Origin of the sequence: Pseudomonas sp. AE27 (assembly GCF_037113495.1) — a bacterium.
Classification (GTDB): domain Bacteria; phylum Pseudomonadota; class Gammaproteobacteria; order Pseudomonadales; family Pseudomonadaceae; genus Aquipseudomonas; species Aquipseudomonas palmensis.
Genome location: NZ_CP146966.1, coordinates 4820232 through 4837522, shown reverse-complemented (window position 1 = coordinate 4837522; position 17291 = coordinate 4820232). Strand labels below are relative to the sequence as shown.

General features: G+C 64.8%; 15 protein-coding genes. 8 read left to right on the top strand and 7 right to left on the bottom strand.

Features of this window, described 5'->3' with window-relative positions; genetic code table 11:
• Window positions 1-63: 63 nt before the first annotated feature.
• On the bottom strand, window positions 64-492 hold the full coding sequence (locus tag V9K84_RS22160) for a hypothetical protein (protein WP_088513970.1): 429 nt from the start codon (window positions 490-492) through the stop codon (window positions 64-66).
• Window positions 493-643: 151 nt separating this feature from the next.
• On the opposite strand from V9K84_RS22160, the gene V9K84_RS22155 reads away from it, so the two are divergent.
• The 3 genes from V9K84_RS22155 to V9K84_RS22145 all read left to right on the top strand — a co-directional run bounded on the left by V9K84_RS22155 (window position 644) and on the right by V9K84_RS22145 (window position 3889).
• Window positions 644-1630, top strand: coding sequence for an asparaginase (locus tag V9K84_RS22155; RefSeq protein WP_088513969.1), 987 nt, complete (start codon window positions 644-646; stop codon window positions 1628-1630).
• 87 nt (window positions 1631-1717) lie between these two features.
• Window positions 1718-2710, top strand: coding sequence for an AraC family transcriptional regulator (locus V9K84_RS22150; protein ID WP_088513968.1), 993 nt, complete (start codon window positions 1718-1720; stop codon window positions 2708-2710).
• 141 nt (window positions 2711-2851) lie between these two features.
• Window positions 2852-3889 (top strand): histone deacetylase family protein, encoded by a 1038-nt coding sequence (locus V9K84_RS22145; RefSeq protein WP_054916456.1) that lies wholly within the window; start codon window positions 2852-2854, stop codon window positions 3887-3889.
• A gap of 2 nt (window positions 3890-3891) precedes the next feature.
• On the opposite strand, the gene V9K84_RS22140 is transcribed toward V9K84_RS22145, so the two are convergent.
• Entirely contained in the window at window positions 3892-5421 is a 1530-nt protein-coding gene (locus V9K84_RS22140) for a PLP-dependent aminotransferase family protein (RefSeq protein ID WP_088513967.1), read from the bottom strand.
• A 107-nt stretch (window positions 5422-5528) separates the two neighbouring features.
• Between V9K84_RS22140 and V9K84_RS22135 the strand changes: the two genes are divergently transcribed.
• Window positions 5529-5975, top strand: coding sequence for a GNAT family N-acetyltransferase (locus V9K84_RS22135; RefSeq protein ID WP_043861529.1), 447 nt, complete (start codon window positions 5529-5531; stop codon window positions 5973-5975).
• A 14-nt stretch (window positions 5976-5989) separates the two neighbouring features.
• A complete protein-coding gene (locus V9K84_RS22130; RefSeq protein ID WP_054916454.1) occupies window positions 5990-6664 on the top strand; it encodes a GNAT family protein in 675 nt (224 codons plus the stop codon).
• 94 nt (window positions 6665-6758) lie between these two features.
• Here V9K84_RS22130 and oadA read toward each other — a convergent pair whose 3' ends face one another.
• Entirely contained in the window at window positions 6759-8567 is a 1809-nt protein-coding gene (gene oadA, locus V9K84_RS22125) for a sodium-extruding oxaloacetate decarboxylase subunit alpha (RefSeq protein WP_043861527.1), read from the bottom strand.
• Window positions 8568-8578: 11 nt separating this feature from the next.
• Window positions 8579-9994: an acetyl-CoA carboxylase biotin carboxylase subunit gene (locus V9K84_RS22120; RefSeq protein ID WP_043861526.1), complete on the bottom strand. Its 1416-nt coding sequence runs from the start codon at window positions 9992-9994 to the stop codon at window positions 8579-8581.
• Window positions 9995-10199: 205 nt separating this feature from the next.
• Between V9K84_RS22120 and V9K84_RS22115 the strand changes: the two genes are divergently transcribed.
• Window positions 10200-11147, top strand: coding sequence for a LysR family transcriptional regulator (locus tag V9K84_RS22115; RefSeq protein ID WP_168186820.1), 948 nt, complete (start codon window positions 10200-10202; stop codon window positions 11145-11147).
• Here the strand turns inward: V9K84_RS22115 and V9K84_RS22110 are convergent.
• Both V9K84_RS22110 and hexR read right to left on the bottom strand, forming a co-directional pair.
• Window positions 11089-11307, bottom strand: a complete 219-nt coding sequence (locus V9K84_RS22110; RefSeq protein ID WP_078481432.1) for a hypothetical protein — start codon at window positions 11305-11307, stop codon at window positions 11089-11091. The two genes, V9K84_RS22115 and V9K84_RS22110, sit on opposite strands and share 59 nt — an antisense overlap.
• A 162-nt stretch (window positions 11308-11469) precedes the next feature.
• Window positions 11470-12336 (bottom strand): transcriptional regulator HexR, encoded by an 867-nt coding sequence (hexR, locus tag V9K84_RS22105; protein WP_043861524.1) that lies wholly within the window; start codon window positions 12334-12336, stop codon window positions 11470-11472.
• Window positions 12337-12440: 104 nt separating this feature from the next.
• Between hexR and zwf the strand changes: the two genes are divergently transcribed.
• Window positions 12441-13883, top strand: a complete 1443-nt coding sequence (gene zwf, locus V9K84_RS22100) for a glucose-6-phosphate dehydrogenase (RefSeq protein WP_043861580.1) — start codon at window positions 12441-12443, stop codon at window positions 13881-13883.
• A gap of 84 nt (window positions 13884-13967) precedes the next feature.
• On the top strand, window positions 13968-14285 hold the full coding sequence (locus tag V9K84_RS22095) for a hypothetical protein (protein WP_054916453.1): 318 nt from the start codon (window positions 13968-13970) through the stop codon (window positions 14283-14285).
• 61 nt (window positions 14286-14346) lie between these two features.
• Here the strand turns inward: V9K84_RS22095 and V9K84_RS22090 are convergent, their stop codons facing one another.
• On the bottom strand, window positions 14347-17217 hold the full coding sequence (locus V9K84_RS22090; protein ID WP_088513965.1) for an EAL domain-containing protein: 2871 nt from the start codon (window positions 17215-17217) through the stop codon (window positions 14347-14349).
• Window positions 17218-17291: the final 74 nt, after the last annotated feature.

The window sequence follows — 17291 nt, the reverse complement described above, 5'->3', positions numbered from 1 at the left end:
AGGGACTTTGTCTCCGGGCCCTTTTTTTGCCTGCGGTGCGACCTTCGCCAGCAATGCCGGCGCCTAAAGGGAACGGGTAGTGTCGGCTGCTTCTGCCGACGAGTGCAGCAGCAGCACATTCAGGAAGGTCGAATCGCTGACGATCTCCTTCATGAACCACCACACGAACGCCAGGCAGAGCGCCACCATGAAGGCGGTCAGATCGCCCGTGTAATGGCGCACCGTGAGCACCCCGATAAAGCACAGCACCACGCCCAGCCCGCTGATCAGGTCTGCCCAGTTGGAACGGCTGAGGTGGCGCTTCATGGCCCGGTGATCCGCCTCGGGCAACACCAGTGCCTGGGCACACTTTGCACAGGTGAGCGGCTGCCCGCCCATGAGCGTTTCCAGCTCGCCCTCGCTCGGCAACCAGACGTGGCCGCATGCCGGGCAATTGAGGTCCACCGCGGCGCACAGGCGCTCTTGCGCGGATTTGTACTTGTTCGTCGACACGTCCTTGGCACCTTCGTCCTGAAGCAGGCGCGATGGTAACCGCTGGCCGTCACGCTGCCCATCGCGAACTCGGGCGGCCCGGCCGCTGACAGCGCGCCGGGGGATGGCGTAAGGTGGTCGGCTTTCCTTCAGTCGAGCACGGAGACAGGCCATGACCCCGGCCCCTGCCCACAACATCATGGTGCTGTACACCGGTGGCACCATCGGCATGCAGGCCAGCGCCGGCGGCCTGGCCCCGGCGTCGGGCTTCGAGCAGCGCATGCGTGAGCAACTGGCCGGGCAACCGGGCCTGGCAGCCTGGCAGTTCCGCGAACTGCTGCCGCTGATCGACAGCGCCAACATGACGCCCTGCTACTGGCAGCGCCTGCGCGCCGCGATCATCGAAGCGGTGGATGGCCAGGGCTGCGATGGCGTGCTGGTGCTGCATGGCACCGACACCCTGGCCTACAGCGCCGCCGCCTTGAGCTTCCAGTTGCTCGGGCTGACGGTGCCGGTGCTGTTCACCGGCTCGATGCTGCCGGCCGGTACGCCGGACAGCGATGCGTGGGAGAACCTCACGGGGGCGCTGCAGGTGCTGAGCCAGGGTACGTCGCCGGGTGTTCAGCTGTATTTCCATGGTCAGTTGCTGGCGCCCAACCGCACCGCCAAGGTGCGCAGCTTCGGCCGGAACCCGTTCGCGACCTTGCAGCGCTCGGGCGGTGCGGCGCAGGCGCCTGTACCGGCAGCACTGGCTTGTCGCGCGCCGCTGCAGGTGGCCAAGGTTGCAGTGTTGCCGCTGGTGCCGGGCCTCGACGCCGCGCTGTTGCAGGCCACACTCGACAGCGGGGTCCAGGGGCTGGTGCTGGAATGCTATGGCAGCGGCACCGGGCCGTGTGATGACGATGCGTTCGTGGCCGTGCTGGAACAGGCCCGCGCGCGTGACATCGTGGTGGTGGCGATCACCCAGTGCCATGAAGGCGGGGTCGAACTGGAGGTGTACGCAGCCGGCAGCCGCCTGCGCGAGGCCGGTGTGCTGTCGGGTGGCGGAATGACCCGGGAGGCGGCGTTCGGCAAATTGCAGGCATTGCTCGGTAGCCAGTTGCCGGTTGACGAGGTGCGACGGCTGGTTGGGCTGGACCTGGCTGGCGAATTACGTTGAGCCCTTCGCTGGCTTGCCAGCGAACAGGCCCTGAAGGGCATACAAATTGCTCACTCAACCCCAAGCCCCCTCAGCCGGATGCCGAGCATGCTCCACTCCCACCTCACCACCCTGAACGCGGTTTGCCTGATGCTGCAGGCCTTCAAGGACGAAGACCATGCCGCCCAGCGGCTGCTCGAAGGCACCGGCATTACCCCGGCCGACCTGGGCCGCGCCGACTGGCGCATCACCACGCACCAGGAACTGCGCGTGTGCGCCAACGCCGTGGCCATGCGCCGGGAAGTCGGGCTGGAACTGGGCCAGCGCATGCACGTTTCATCCTACGGCATGCTCGGTTACGCCCTGCTTTCCGGTGCCACCCTGGGTGACGCCCTGCACCTGGCCCTGCAGTACCCCGCGCTGCTGGGAACACTTTTCCAACTGCGCCTGATCGAGGACGGCGAGCGGGTCTGGTTCAGCGCCAGCGACTACGGCCAGGCCCCGGAGCTTGCGGCGTTCAATGCCGAGTTCTGCCTGACGTCGCTCAAGGTCATCTGCAACGACCTGCTCGGCCAGCCGCTGCCCTTGCTGGGCGCGCGTTTCGCTCACCCTGCCCCGGATTACCAGGCGCTCTACAGCGCGCCTTTCGACTGCCCGCTGCAGTTCGGCGCCAGCGACAATGCCTTCGCCTTCGAACGCCACTGGCTGGCCCGGGCCCTGCCCCTGGCCGACCCGATCACCCACCGTGCGATGAGCGAACGCTGCCGCCGGCAGAACCTGGAATTCACCGGGCGCCAGGCCTGGCTCGGGCGCATTCGCCAGCTGCTGCAGCAGCAGTTGGAGGCACCACCAGGCCTCGAGGGCCTGGCGCGGCAGATGAGCTGTTCGTCACGCACCCTGCGTCGCCACCTGCACGAGCTGGGCAGCAGTTATCAACAACTACTCGATGAGCTGCGCTTCGAACGGGCCAAGCAGTTGCTGGCCGAGGACGAGCTGCCGATCTACCGCATCGCCGAGGTGCTGGGCTTCAGCGAGCCGGCCAGCTTCCGACACGCCTTCCTGCGTTGGAGCGGCGTGGCACCGAGCCATTTTCGCGCCTGAAACACGCGCATGCACCGCGAGGGGGCGAAATGCGGACAACCGTGTTGGCCATATCGATCCCCTTTTGGCCGTTTGCGCCGTTCTGCCCGTGGGCGTACCTCTCGACAATGGGGCCACGCCAGTAAACCCGGAGAACAAAAAATGCTGACGATCTATTCCGATGACCATCGCCTGCACCACGGCCGCTGCGAGCTGATCGACGGGCAGTTGATGCCCTGCTTCGAAATGCCCTCGCGTGCCGACCATGTGCTCGAGCGGGTCAAGGCCCAGGGCCTGGGGCCCGTCGAAGGCCCTACCGATTTTGGCCGCGCACCGCTGCTGCGCGTGCACAGCGCCGACTACCTGGATTTCTTCCAGGGCGCCTGGCAGCGCTGGAGCGCACTGGGCCATGACGGCGACCTGCTGCCGTTCACCTGGCCGGCGCGCAGCCTGCGCCAGGTCAAACCCAGCGGCCTGCATGGCGAGCTGGGCTATTACAGCTTCGACGCCGGTGCACCGATCACCGCCGGCACCTGGCAGGCCGCCTACAGCTCGGCGCAGGTTGCCCTGACCGCACAGGCGGCGGTGCAGGCCGGTGCCCACAGCGCCTTCGCCCTGTGCCGGCCACCGGGGCATCATGCCGCCAGCGACGTGATGGGGGGCTACTGCTATCTGAACAACGCCGCGATCGCCGCCCAGGCCTTCATCGACCACGGTCGCCAGCGCGTGGCGATCCTGGATGTGGACTACCACCACGGCAACGGTACCCAGCAGATCTTCTACACGCGCAACGACGTGCTGTTCGCCTCGATCCATGGCGACCCGCAGGCCGAATTCCCGTTCTTCCTCGGCTATGCCGACGAGCACGGCGAAGGCGACGGGCTGGGCTGCAACTTCAACTACCCGCTGCCGGCAGGCAGCGACTGGGCCACCTGGCGCGGCGCGCTGGACGAAGCCTGCGAACGCATCGGCGCGTATGACCCCGAAGTGCTGGTGATCTCGCTGGGCGTGGACACCTTCAAGGACGACCCGATCTCGCAATTCAAGCTCGACAGCCCCGACTACCTGGCCATGGGCGAGCGCATCGCGCAGTTGGGCAAGCCGACCCTGTTCATCATGGAGGGTGGCTATGCCGTGGCCGAAATCGGCGTCAACGCGGTCAACGTGCTCGAGGGCTTCGAGCGCGCCCGTCAAGGCTAGGCTCAGTCGGCCCAGGCACGTGCAAGGCGTGCCAGGGCCTGGGCAATCGCGGCCTCGTTCACGGCCGCGAACCCCAGCACCAGTCCGGCACGCTTATCCACAGGCAGCGGCGTGTCGGGCAACCAGTAATCACTCAGCGCATTGAGTTCGACACCCACCGCTGCGGCACGGGCGATCAGTTCCCGTTCGCGCGCCTGGCTGTGCACGTCGATCTTCAGGTGCAGGCCCGCCGCCACCTCCGGCAAGGCTCCCAACCCCGCCACAGCCTTTGGCCAGCCGGCCAGTAGCGCATTGCGCCGGCTCAACGCCGCGCGGCGCATGCGCCGGATATGACGCTGGAAGTGCCCTTTGGCCATGAACTGCGCCATCACCGCCTGTATGCCGACCTCGGAATGGCGCACCGCCAACGCCCGAAAGCGCGAGAATGCCTCCACCAGCCGGGCCGGCAGCACAAGGTAGCCCAGACGCAGCGCCGGGAAGGCCACCTTGCCGAAGGTGCCGACATACAGCACCCGTCCGCTGCGGTCCAGGGCTGCCAGCGGGGCCAGCGGCGCGCCGCTGTAGCGGTACTCGCCGTCGTAGTCGTCCTCGATGATCCAGCTGTCGTTGCGCTCGGCCCAGGCCAGCAGTTCCAGGCGCCGCGCCAGGCTCAGGGTGACGCCGGTGGGGTACTGATGCGCGGGGGTAACGTAGCTCAGGCGACAGTTGGGCAACTCGGCCAGGGCAGCGCACTGCAACCCGTCGTGATCCACCCCCACGCCATGCACCTTCGCGCCCGCCATGGCGAAGGCTTTGCCCGCCGCACGATAGCCGGGGTTTTCCACAGCCACACCGTCACCGGGCGCCAGCAGCAGCTGTGCACAAAGGCTGATTGCCTGCTGCGCACCACTGGTGATCACAATTTGTTCAGCCACGCAGGACAACCCACGGGAGCGACGCAGGTAGGTGGCAATCAGCTCGCGCAGCAGCGGTTCTCCGGCCGGGTCGCCGTAACCGAGTGACGCCGGGTCGGGTTTTCGCCAGAAACCCGCCTGCAGCTTGGCCCACACCTCGAAGGGGAACAGGTCGAAGGCCGGTATGCCAACCTGAAAAGCCCGCGGCGCACGAGGCTCATGCACGGATAAATGATTGTTTTCCAGGCGCTCCAGCACGTCCGTGTGGATAACTTTACTGGATAAATCCTCAGTGCAATCACCCGTTTTTGTGGATAACCCTGTGGAAAAACCCAGGGATAACCCTGTGGACAGTTTTGTGGATAGTTTTGGCAGCTGACTGACGTAGGTACCATCGCCCACCCGGCTTTCGATATAGCCTTCGGCATACAGCTGGTCGTAGGCACGAACTACGCTGTTACGTGAGACGGCCAGCGCTGCGGCCATGTCGCGGGTGGCGGGAAGACGCGTGCCGCTACCCAGTCGCCCGTCCAGCACGCGCTGGCGCAGCGCCTGGTACAACTGGCGACTGAGCCCCTGACGACGGTCCAGCACGATGCCGGTGGGGTCGAAGGGCAAGGCAACGCTACGTTCGCTCATGAAATTGGACCTGCCAAATAAGCCGGAAATGGCTCTTACCATAAGCCAATAGCCTGCCTAGGATGGGGCCATTCGCCAACCCCTGTATTGCACACAAGGATCCTTCGATGTCTACCGTGACCCTGCGCCCCGTGACCGCCGATGACCACGCCGCCTGGCTGCCGCTGTGGCAGGCCTACCAGCGTTTCTATGAGACCCGCATCGATGAGGCGGTCAGTGCCGTGACCTGGCAGCGCATGCTCGACACCAGCGAGCCGACCAACGCTGCGCTGGCCTGGGTCGATGGCAAGGCGGTGGGCATGGTGCACTGGATCTACCACCGCTCCAACTGGACGGTGGAAAACGCCTGCTACCTGCAGGATCTGTATGTCGACGCCAACCAGCGCGGCAAGGGCGTGGGCCGCCAGCTGATCGAGCTGGTGTACGACACGGCGCGCCAGGCCGGCTGCACCAAGGTGCACTGGCTGACCCATGAAACCAACGCCACCGGTATTTCGCTGTATGAACAGGTGGCCGAACGGCCGGGTTTCATCCAGTTCCGCAAAGCCCTGTAATCGGAGAAGCCACCATGAGCACACCGTTGAACTGGCGGCCGGCCAAGGCCCCGCAGCCTGTCCCGCTGGTCGGGCGCTTCATCCGCCTGGAAAAACTCGACCCGCGCCGCGACCGCGAGCACCTGTGGGCGGTGTTCCAGGGCCCCGAGGCCGACCAGACACTGTGGAAGTATCTGGCCTACGGACCATTCACCGAGCGCGAAGACTTCGACCACTGGCTAGACAGCAACGCCGCCAGCAGCGACCCGCTGTTCTACAGCGTGATCGACCTGGCCAGCGGGCAGACCCAGGGTATCCTCAGCCTGATGTCGATCGTGCCCGAGCAGGGCCGTATCGAGATCGGCCACATTGCCTTCGGCGCGGCCATGCAGCGCACGCCCAAGGGCACCGAGGCCATCTACCTGCTGGGCAAGCAGGCCTTCGCCCTGGGCAACCGGCGTCTGGAATGGAAGTGCAACAACGACAATGCCCGCTCCAAGCGCGCGGCCGAGCGTTTCGGGTTCACCTTCGAAGGGGTGTTTCGCAAGCACATGGTGACCAAGGACCACAACCGCGACACGGCCTGGTACTCCATCACCGATGACGAATGGCCGGCCATTGCCGCTGGTTTCGAACGCTGGCTGAGCGAGGACAACCAGCGCCCAGAGGGTCAGCTCAAGACGCTGGAAGCGTGCCGTACGGGTGCGTGAGGCGGGTACCCGGAGCGGGCGTATCCAACAGAAGATAAAAAAAGGGGAGCAATTCGCTCCCCAGAGGTTAACCGCTTGCAGATGAAGGCCTGAGTCAGCCTTCGATCTCGATCAGGATCTCGCCCGGGTTGACCCGGTCGCCCTTGGCCACGTGTATGGCTGCAACCTTGCCGGCGATGGCCGATTGCACCTCGGTTTCCATCTTCATCGCTTCGGTGATAAGCACCGCCTGGCCGGCCTTGACCGTGTCGCCCTGCTTGACCAGCACATCGACGATGTTGCCCGGCATGGTGGTGCTCACATGGCCCGGCTCGCTGGCCTGCTTGCGCTTGCTGCTGCCACCGCCGACGAACTCGTTGAGCGGCTCGAACACCACCTCTTCCGGCATGCCGTCGATGGACAGGTAGAAGTGGCGCTTGCCCTCGGCCTTGACGCCCACACCGGTGATATCCACGCGGTAGGTCTCGCCGTGCACGTCGATCACGAACTCGGTTGGTACGCCTTCGCCACCGGCCGAGGCCACCGCGCCGGCTTCCGGAATCGGCAGCAGCACTTCAGGGGTCAGGCTGCCGGCTTCACGCTCTTCAAGGAACTTGCGCCCGATGTCCGGGAACATGGCGAAGGTCAGCACGTCTTCTTCGGACTTGGCCAGGCTGCCGATGTCGGCACGCAGCTTGGTCATCTCGGGCTTGAGCAGGTCGGCGGGGCGCACGTCGATGACGTCTTCGCTGCCGATGGCCTGGCGACGCAGCTTCTCGTCGACCACCCCCGGTGCCTTGCCGTAGCCGCCCTGCAGGTACAGCTTCACCTCGTTGGTGATGGTCTTGTAGCGCTCGCCGGCCAGCACGTTGAAGAACGCCTGGGTACCGACGATCTGCGAGGTGGGCGTGACCAGCGGCGGGAAGCCGAGGTCTTCACGCACCCGCGGGATCTCGGCCAGCACTTCGTTCATGCGGTTGAGCGCACCCTGCTCCTTGAGCTGGTTGGCCAGGTTGGAAATCATCCCGCCCGGTACCTGGTTGACCTGCACGCGGGTATCCACGGCGGTGAACTCGCTTTCGAACTGGTGGTACTTCTTGCGCACGGCATAGAAGTACAGGCCGATCTCCTGCAGCAGTTGCAGGTCCAGGCCGGTATCGAACTCGCTGCCCTTGAGCGCTGCAACCATCGATTCGGTGCCCGGATGGCTGGTGCCCCAGGCGAAGCTGGAGATGGCGGTGTCGATATGGTCGGCACCGTTCTCGATGGCCTTGAGCTGGCACATCGCGGCCAGGCCGGCCGTGTCGTGGCTGTGGATGAACACCGGCAGCGACTGCTCGGCCTTGAGTGCCTTGACCAGCTCGCCGGTGGCGTAGGGGGTCAGCAGGCCGGCCATGTCCTTGATCGCGATGGAGTCGCAGCCCATGGCTTCCATCTGCTTGGCCTGGGCCACGAACGCCTCGATGGTGTGCACCGGGCTGGTGGTGTAGGCGATGGTGCCCTGGGCATGCTTGCCGGCCGCCTTCACGGCCTCGATGGCCACGCGCAGGTTCCGCACGTCGTTCATGGCGTCGAAGATGCGGAACACATCGATGCCGTTGACTGCTGCCTTGGCCACGAAGGCCTTGACCACGTCATCGCTGTAGTGCCGGTAGCCAAGCAGGTTCTGGCCGCGCAGCAGCATCTGCAGACGGGTGTTGGGCAGTGCTGCGCGCAGCTTGCGCAGGCGCTCCCACGGGTCTTCCTTGAGGAAGCGCACGCAGGCGTCGAAGGTCGCGCCGCCCCACACTTCCAGCGACCAGTAGCCCACCTTGTCGAGCTTGTCGCAGATCGGCAGCATGTCGTCGGTGCGCATGCGGGTGGCCAGCAGCGATTGGTGGGCGTCGCGCAGGATCGTGTCGGTTACGAAAATTTTCTTGGACATTGTAGGGTTCCTCACAGGCCTGCGTGGGCGGCGATGGCGGCGGCGATGGCCAGGGCCAGCTCTTCGGGTTTGCGCTTGATCGAGTAGTTGGTCAGTTCGGGGTGGCTTTCAACGAAGCTGGTGTTGAACTGGCCGCTACGGAATTCCGGGTTGCGCAGGATTTCCTGGTAGTACGCGGCGGTGGTCTTGACCCCCTGCAGGCGCATGTCGTCCAGGGCCCGCAGGCCGCGGTCCATGGCTTCTTCCCAGGTTAGCGCCCAGACCACCAGCTTCAGGCACATCGAGTCGTAGAACGGCGGGATGGTGTAGCCGGTGTAGATCGCCGTGTCGGTACGCACGCCCGGGCCGCCGGGGGCGTAGTAGCGGGTGATCTTGCCGAAGCTGGGCAGAAAGTTGTTTTTCGGGTCTTCTGCATTGATCCGGAACTGCAGCGCGAAGCCGCGGTGCTGGATGTCTTCCTGCTTGACCGACAGCGGCAGGCCCGAGGCGATGCGGATCTGTTCGCGAACGATGTCGATACCGGTGATTTCCTCGGTGATGGTGTGCTCCACCTGCACCCGGGTGTTCATTTCCATGAAGTACACCTCGCCATCGGCGAGCAGGAACTCCACGGTACCGGCATTCTCGTAGCCCACGGCCTTGGCCGCGCGCACCGACAGGTCGCCGATGTAGGCGCGCTGTTCGGGGGTCAGCTGCGGGCTGGGGGCGATCTCGATGAGCTTCTGGTTGCGGCGCTGGATCGAGCAGTCGCGCTCGAACAGGTGCACCACGTTGCCGAAGCTGTCACCCAGGATCTGCGCCTCGATGTGCTTGGGGTTGACGATGCATTTTTCCAGGAACACCTCGGCCGAACCGAATGCCTTGGTAGCTTCGGAAATCACCCGCGGAAAGGCCTGCTCGAGTTCTTCGCGGCTGTTGCAGCGACGAATGCCGCGCCCGCCGCCGCCGGAAGTGGCCTTGAGCATAACCGGGTAACCGATGCGGTCGCCCTCTTCCAGGGCTTCGTGGATGTCGGCCACGTTGCCTTCGGTGCCCGGGGTGACCGGTACGCCGGCCTTGATCATGCTGCGCCGCGCCTCGGTCTTGTCGCCCATGCGGCGAATGACTTCGGCGGCCGGGCCGATGAACTTGATCCCGCGTTCGGCGCAGATGTCCGCCAGCTCCGCGTTCTCCGACAGAAAACCATAGCCCGGGTGCAACGCATCGCAGCCGGTTTCCACTGCCAGGTTCACCAGCTTGCGCGGGTTGAGGTAACCGGCCAGGGGTTCGGCACCGATGCTATGGGCCTCGTCCGCACGCTTTACGTGCAGGGCGTGACGGTCGGCGTCGGAATAGATCGCCACCGAGCGAATGCCCATCTCGGCGCAGGCACGCACGATGCGTACTGCGATTTCACCCCGGTTGGCGATCAGGATTTTTTTTATCACTGGAGTCTTCCCAAAGCCGTTGGTAACAAACGAACCGGCAGTACCGGTCGGCGCCTGACCAGACGTCGCTGGCCAGTCGTATAATCACCCTAGCGCCGAACGTGAATAAACAAAAATCAATATTTGTTAGGGGCAGCATTAGCAATTGCTTATAGTGCCGTAACAGGGTTTTGCCGAGGCGACGGGGAATATGCGTAAGTCATTGATGCGTATGACATTGCGTCAATTGCAGATCTTCAATGAAGTGTGTGATTTGCGTTCCTACAGCCGGGCTGCCGAGGAGATGTCGCTGACGCAACCCGCCGTTAGTCTACAGATCCGCCAGCTCGAAGAACTGGTGGGCCAGCCGCTGTTCGAGTACGTCGGCAAGAAGCTCTACCTCACCGAGGCCGCCGAGGCGCTGCAGCGCGCCAGCCGGGACATCTTCGGACGCCTGGAGAGCCTCGACATGCAGCTGTCGGACATGCAGGGCTCGCTGCAGGGCCAGCTCAAGCTGGCGGTGGAATCGAGCGCCAAGTACTTCGTGCCGCACCTGTTCGCCGCCTTCAAGCGCCTGCACCCGGAGGTCAACCTGACCCTCACCGTGGTCAACCGCGCCCAGGCCATCCGGCGCCTGTCGGACAACCGCGACGACCTGATCATCATGTCGATGGTGCCGCAGGACATGGGCCTGGAGTTTTTGCCCTTCCTGAACAACCCGATCGTGGCCGTGGCCCCGCCCGATCACCCGCTGTGCACGCTCGACAGCCTGCGCCTGCAGGACCTGGAGCCGCATACGCTGCTGGTGCGCGAACAGGGTTCGGGCACGCGCAAGGCGTGCGAGGAGTACTTCAAGGAAAAGCGCGTGCACTTCACCCAGACCCTGGAAGTGGCATCGGCCGACGCCCAACGCGAATGCGTGATCGCAGGCCTTGGCATCGCCCTTTTGACCCGGCACGCACTGAACATGGAACTGGCCACCGGGGTGCTACGCGAGCTGCCGGTAGAGGAGCTGCCGTTGTACCGCAGCTGGTGCGTGGTGCAGGCCAAGGCCAAGCGGCAGTCGCCGGTGGCCCTGGCTTTTGTTGCGTTCATCCGCAGCGAACGTGCGCAGATCAGCGCGCTTGTTGAGCGTTTCTCGGGGATGTTGCCGCTGACACCTGCCATACGCTGACAGCGTGCAGTTCGGGGTAGTCGGCGATGTCCTGCAGCAATTGGCGCTGCTCGGAATAGCTTTCGATCGCGCGGCGAAACTCCATGCGGCGCTGATCCTTTTCCTGCTGCTTGCGGGACTTGGCGGTAGGTTGGTGCGAGCCATCGAATTCACGAGCCATTGCGTGTCTCCCTGGTCGATTGCGGGGAGTTTCAGCGTGCCCGGGCGGGGTTACGGTTTGGCGGCGGGAGGGTTACAAAAGCATGAACAATCAGGCGTGGCATGCGGTGCTGCCCTTCGCCGGCAAGCCAGCGAAGGCGTCAGTTCGAGCGGTGCAAGACGATCAGTCGTCCATCGCCTTGATCGACTTGGGCGACAGGCGCAGGCTGCGCAAGCTGCGCTTGACGCTCTTGAGGTGGTTGACCAGGCTCGGCCCGCGCGCCATGGCAACGCCCATGGCCAGCACGTCGATCACCACCAGGTGGGCGATACGCGAGGTCAGCGGGGTGTAGATTTCGGTGTCTTCATGCACGTCGATGGCCAGGTTGACCGTGGACAGTTCGGCCAGCGGGGTCTGGCTCGGGCACAGGGTGATCAGCGTCGCGCCGCTTTCACGCACCAGGTTGGCAGTGATCAGCAGGTCCTTGGAACGCCCTGACTGGGAAATGCAGATCGCTACATCACCCGGCTTGAGGGTGACCGCCGACATCGCCTGCATGTGCGGGTCGGAATACGCCGCTGCCGTCAGCAACAGGCGGAAGAACTTGTGCTGGGCATCGGCAGCCACCGCACCCGATGCACCAAACCCGTAGAATTCCACGCGCTGCGCCTGGGCCATGGCCGTCACGGCGCGCTGCAATGCCTGGGCATCGAGGTGCTCGCGCACTTCCATCAGGGTGTGCAGGGTGGTGTCGAAGATCTTCAGGCTGTAGTCGGCTACCGAATCGTCTTCATGAATCGCGAACTGACCGAAGCTCGCACCCGCCGCCAGGCTTTGCGCCAGCTTGAGCTTGAGGTCCTGGAAACCGGTGCAACCGATCGCCCGGCAGAAACGCACAATGGTCGGCTCGCTGATCCCGACGCTGTGCGCCAGATCAGCCATGGAGCTATGCATGACAGCCGCTGGATCGAGCAATACGTGATCGGCAACCTTCAGTTCCGATTTGCGTAGCAGATGGCGCGACTGGGCGATGTGTTGCAACAGATTCAAGGGCAGGACTCGGTTATGATCGGCTGACCGGGTTGTAGCTTTCTTGTAGTTATACTACATGACCGGCGACCCGCCCAGCTAAACGATCTTGGAGAGTGGTGGCATTGACTATCCCGTGCGACATTCTGGTGTTCGGCGGCACCGGCGACCTGGCCCTGAACAAACTGCTTCCAGCGCTCTACCACCTGTTTCGCGAAGGCCGTCTGCACAACGCCGTGCGGATCATCGCCCTGGCCCGCCGGCCCTTGCCACGGATTGAATTTCTCAAGCTGGTCGAACGCCGCTGCCGCGCCCAGATCGCGCCCCAGGACTTCAGCGACGAGGTGTGGCACCGCTTTTCCACGCGCCTGGACTACTTCTCCATGGACGCCATGCAGAGCGCCGATTTCGGCCGCCTCGCCCGCTTTCTGGGCGAGCCCGGCGGGCTGACGCGGGTCTACTACCTGGCCACCGCACCCAACCTGTTCGTGCCCATCGCCACCCACCTGCAGGTGGCCGGGCTGGTCGACAGCGAAGCGCGTATCGTGCTGGAAAAACCCATAGGCCACTCGCTGGAGTCCGCCACCACGATCAACAGCGCCATCGGCGCGGTATTCGCCGAATCCCAGGTGTTTCGCATCGACCACTACCTGGGCAAGGAGACGGTGCAGAACCTCATGGCATTGCGCTTTGCCAACGCGCTGCTGGAACCGGTGTGGCGCACCAACCAGGTGGACCACGTGCAGATCAGCGTGTGCGAAACCCTCGGCGTGGAAAACCGCGGCGGCTACTACGACCGTGCCGGCGCCACCCGCGACATGCTGCAGAACCACCTGCTGCAACTGCTCTGCCTGGTAGCCATGGAGCCACCTGCGCAGTTCGAGGCCGAGGCGGTGCGCGATGAAAAGGTCAAGATCCTCAAGGCCCTCAAACCCATCACCGGGCAGGACGTGCAGGACAAGACCGTGCGCGGCCAGTACAGCGCCGGCAAGATCGGCGGGCAGGAGGTTCCGGCCTACTACTTCGAGAAGGACGTGGACAACGACAGCGATACCGAAACCTTCGTCGCCGTCGAAGCCCACATCAACAACTGGCGCTGGGCCGGCGTGCCCTTCTACCTGCGTACCGGCAAGCGCATGGCCAAACGCTCCTCGCAGATCGTCATCCAGTTCAAGCCGGTGCCCCATCGCCTGTTCGACGGCGACCAGGCCAACCAGTTGCTGATCCAGCTGCAGCCCGACGAGCGCATCAGCCTGCAGATGATGACCAAGGCACCGGGCAAGGGCATGCGCCTGGAGCCGGTGGAACTGAACCTGAACCTGGCCCAGGTGTTCGGCCAGGCACGTCGCTGGGACGCCTACGAACGCCTGCTGCTGGATGTTCTGGACGGCGACTCGACCCTGTTCATGCGCCGCGACGAAGTGGAGGCCGCATGGGCCTGGATCGACCCGATCCTGACTGGCTGGCAGGAGCACTTCCAGGCCCCGCGCCCTTACCCGGCCGGCTCCAATGGCCCGGACCAGGCCCACAGCCTGCTGGCTCACCAGGGACGCGCCTGGCACGGTTGAAAGCTTTCCGGCTGCCGGGTGCAGCCGCGCTGTTCGATAGTGGGCACGCAACATCCCACCCACCATCGAATGGAGTACAAAGGAATGTCCCTGAAAGCAAAAGGCTGGATCGCGCAGAACGACAAGATGCCGGGCAACGCCAGGTTTCGAGTGTATGGCACCGTGGAAGTCGCCACCTCGGCCATCGTGCCGGTGCTGGTGAAACGCGCCATCCAGGACAAATCGCACGCCCTGGCGCTGGAACTGAAGCTGGAGAACGTGGACGCCCTGGCTGCCCAGGTGATCACCGAACGTGCGGTCTGTTTCGAAATGGACGGCGACCACAGCAACATCCCGAAAGTGGATATTTTCCACGACGGCAAACTGCTGGTGAGCCTGGAGGAGATCCTGGTCACTCACTGACCGGCAGGCTTCGACTTGTTACAACGCCAGGGCCCCGTTGATCGGGGCCCTGGCCGTGGGGCTACCAGCGCCGATCTTCACGCAGCAAGGCGGCCAGGCTGTCGGCCTCCACCGGCCGGCTGATCAGGTAGCCCTGCACCTCATCGCAGCCCTGCTCGCGCAGAAACGCCAGCTGCTCCTGGGTTTCCACCCCTTCGGCCACCACCTGCAGGCCCAGGCTGTGGGCCATGACAATGATCGCACGGGTGATTGCGGCGTCCTCGCTGCCTTCGTGCAGGCCACGGATGAAGGTCTGGTCGATCTTCACGTAATTCACCGGAAAACGCTTGAGGTAGCTGAGCGACGAATAGCCGGTGCCGAAATCGTCGATGGCCAGCTTGACCCCCAGTTCATGCAACTGATGAAAGGTCGCGATGATGTGCTCCACACTGTCGAGCAACTGGCTTTCGGTCAGCTCCAGCTCCAGCAGGTGCGGTGCCAGGCCGCTGTCTTCCAGCACCTGACGCACCAGGCTGACCAGCTTGCCCTGGCGCAACTGATACACCGACAGGTTCACCGACACGCGAATCGGCGCCAGCCCCTGCCGTTGCCATTCACAGGCCTGCCAGCACGCCTGGCGCAACACGAACTCGCCCATCGGCGCGATCAGCCCGGTCTCTTCGGCCAGGCCGATGAAGTCGCCCGGTGGCACCATGCCCACCTGCGGGTGATGCCAGCGCACCAGGGCCTCGGCAGCCTGCAGGCGGCCGCTGGTCAGGCACAGTTTGGGCTGGTAATAGACCTCCAGCTGGCGTTCTTCGATGGCCTTGCGCAGCTGGTTCTCCAGTTGCAGGCGCTCCAGGGTGCTGGCCTGCAGGCTCTCGGTGTAGAACTGGAACCCGTCGCCGCCGAGGTGCTTGGCGTGCTGCATGGCCATGTTGGCCTGGCTCACCAGGGTGCTGACATCCAGGCTGGCATCGGGCAGCAGACTGACCCCCACTGAAGCGCTGATCACCAGCTCGTGCCCGTCGACACGCAGCGGCACGCGCAGCTTGTCCAGCAGGCGCGTCGCCACCCGCACCAGGCTGGACAGGTGTGAATAGCCGTCGAACAGCACCACGAACTCGTCACCGGACAGACGCGCCACGGTATCGGCCTCGGGCACTGCGTTGCCGATGCGCTGGGCCATGGTCTTGAGCAGCCGGTCGGCCAGCTCGTGGCCCAGGCTGTCGTTGAGCAGTTTGAAGCGGTCCAGGTCGATGTGCAGCAGCGCCAGGCTGCGACCGCTGCCACGCAGGCGCTGGCCGGCTTCATGCAGACGCAGGCGGAACAGCGCGCGGTTGGCCAGGCCGGTCAGTTCGTCGTAGTGCGCCAGGTACCGCAGGCGCTCTTCGGACTCGCGGCGTGCCGACAGGTCGGTGAAGAAACCCACGATGGTGCCGACCTGGCCACGCGCATCCGTCACGCCGGTCAGTTGCAGCCACTGCGGGTAGAGTTCCCCGCTCTTGCGCGCCTCAACCAGCTCGCCTTCCCAGCGCCCCTGCTGCGCCAGGGCCTGGTCGATGGCACCGTAGTGCCGGCGAGCGTCGCGGCTGCATGGCAGCTCCAGCGCATTGCGCCCCAGCAGTTCTTCGCGCACGTAGCCGGTCATGTGGCAGAACGCCTGGTTGGCGGCCAGTACGGCATAGTCCGGCCCCATGATCGCGATGCCTTCGCTGGCCGCCTCGAATACGGTTGCGGCCAGGCGTTGCTGTTCCTGCTGGGCCTTGCGCGCGCTCACGTCGCGCCGGGTGCCGAGCATGCGCACCACCCGCCCGGCGGCATCGCGCTCCACCGCGCGGCCGCGGTCCTCGATCCAGCACCAGTGGCCCTGGGCGTGGCGGAAGCGGTACTCGATACGGTAATCGTCGGTGCGCCCCTTGAGGTGGTCGACCAGGGCGCGCTTGAGCGCCGGCACGTCATCCGGGTGCAGGCGCGGCTTGAGGTGCGCCTGCACCGCCCGCACCTGCTCCGGGTTCAGGCCGAACAGTTCGTGCAATTGGGTGTGATGCACCTCGTCGGTTTCCAGATTCCAGTCCCACAGCCCCAGCTCACTGGCTTCCAGCGCCAGGGCCAGGCGCTGCTCGCTCTTGCTCAGGGCCTGGTTGGCGCGGTCCAGCTCCTGGCTGCGCTGCGCCACCCTCGATTCCAGCCCGGCCTGGGCCTGACGCAGTTGCTCCTCGATCAGCCGACGCTGCTCGACCTCGGTCGCCAGGGCCTTGTTGAGCCGCTCGCTGCGCGCCTGCGCGGCCTGCAGGTGCTCGATCAGCGCCTGGTTCTGAAAGCGGCGCAACAGGCCCCCCTCGATCAGCCGATTGACCTGCCAGGCCACCACCATCAACGCGCCGAACAGGATCAGCCCCAGCCAACCCCAGCCCTGCTGCTGCTCGTCACCGCGCCAGAACAGGAACGCGATCGGCGGCAGCAGGCACGGCAAGGTGAAACTCAGGAACGCCGGCAGGCTGACCGCGTAGGCCACACTCGCCGACAGGGTCGCGGCCCCCAGCAAGCCGAAGACCCAGGCCTGTTGCACGAAGTTATCCACAGGCACCAGGGCAATCGCCGCGCTGGCCAGGGTCAGGCCGCTGAAGGCCGAACCGAGCAGGAACATGCGCCACCAGGTCGGTTGCACCTGTCGATCGGGCATCGCCGCGTCGAAGGCCGCCACCTGAATGACCCGCAGCGCTACCAGCGCCATCAACCAGACGATCCACACACTGACCAGCAGGTAGCGCTGCGGGCTCCACAGCAGCCAGGCACACACCAGGCCGTTGAGCAGCATGAACAGGGTGGGCAGCAACGAGCCCTGGTACAACAGACGGGTACGCTCGACGGCCAGTTGCGTGGCGAACTGTTTGCGAATACCGCGGCGCGCTTCCAGCGGCACGCTGACGGAGGCAGATGCGAAGGTCATAGGCAATGTTCTTGTAATGGTGAGCCTCGAACGAGCACGGAGCATACACAAGCAGGCGCCTGGGCCAAACTGCT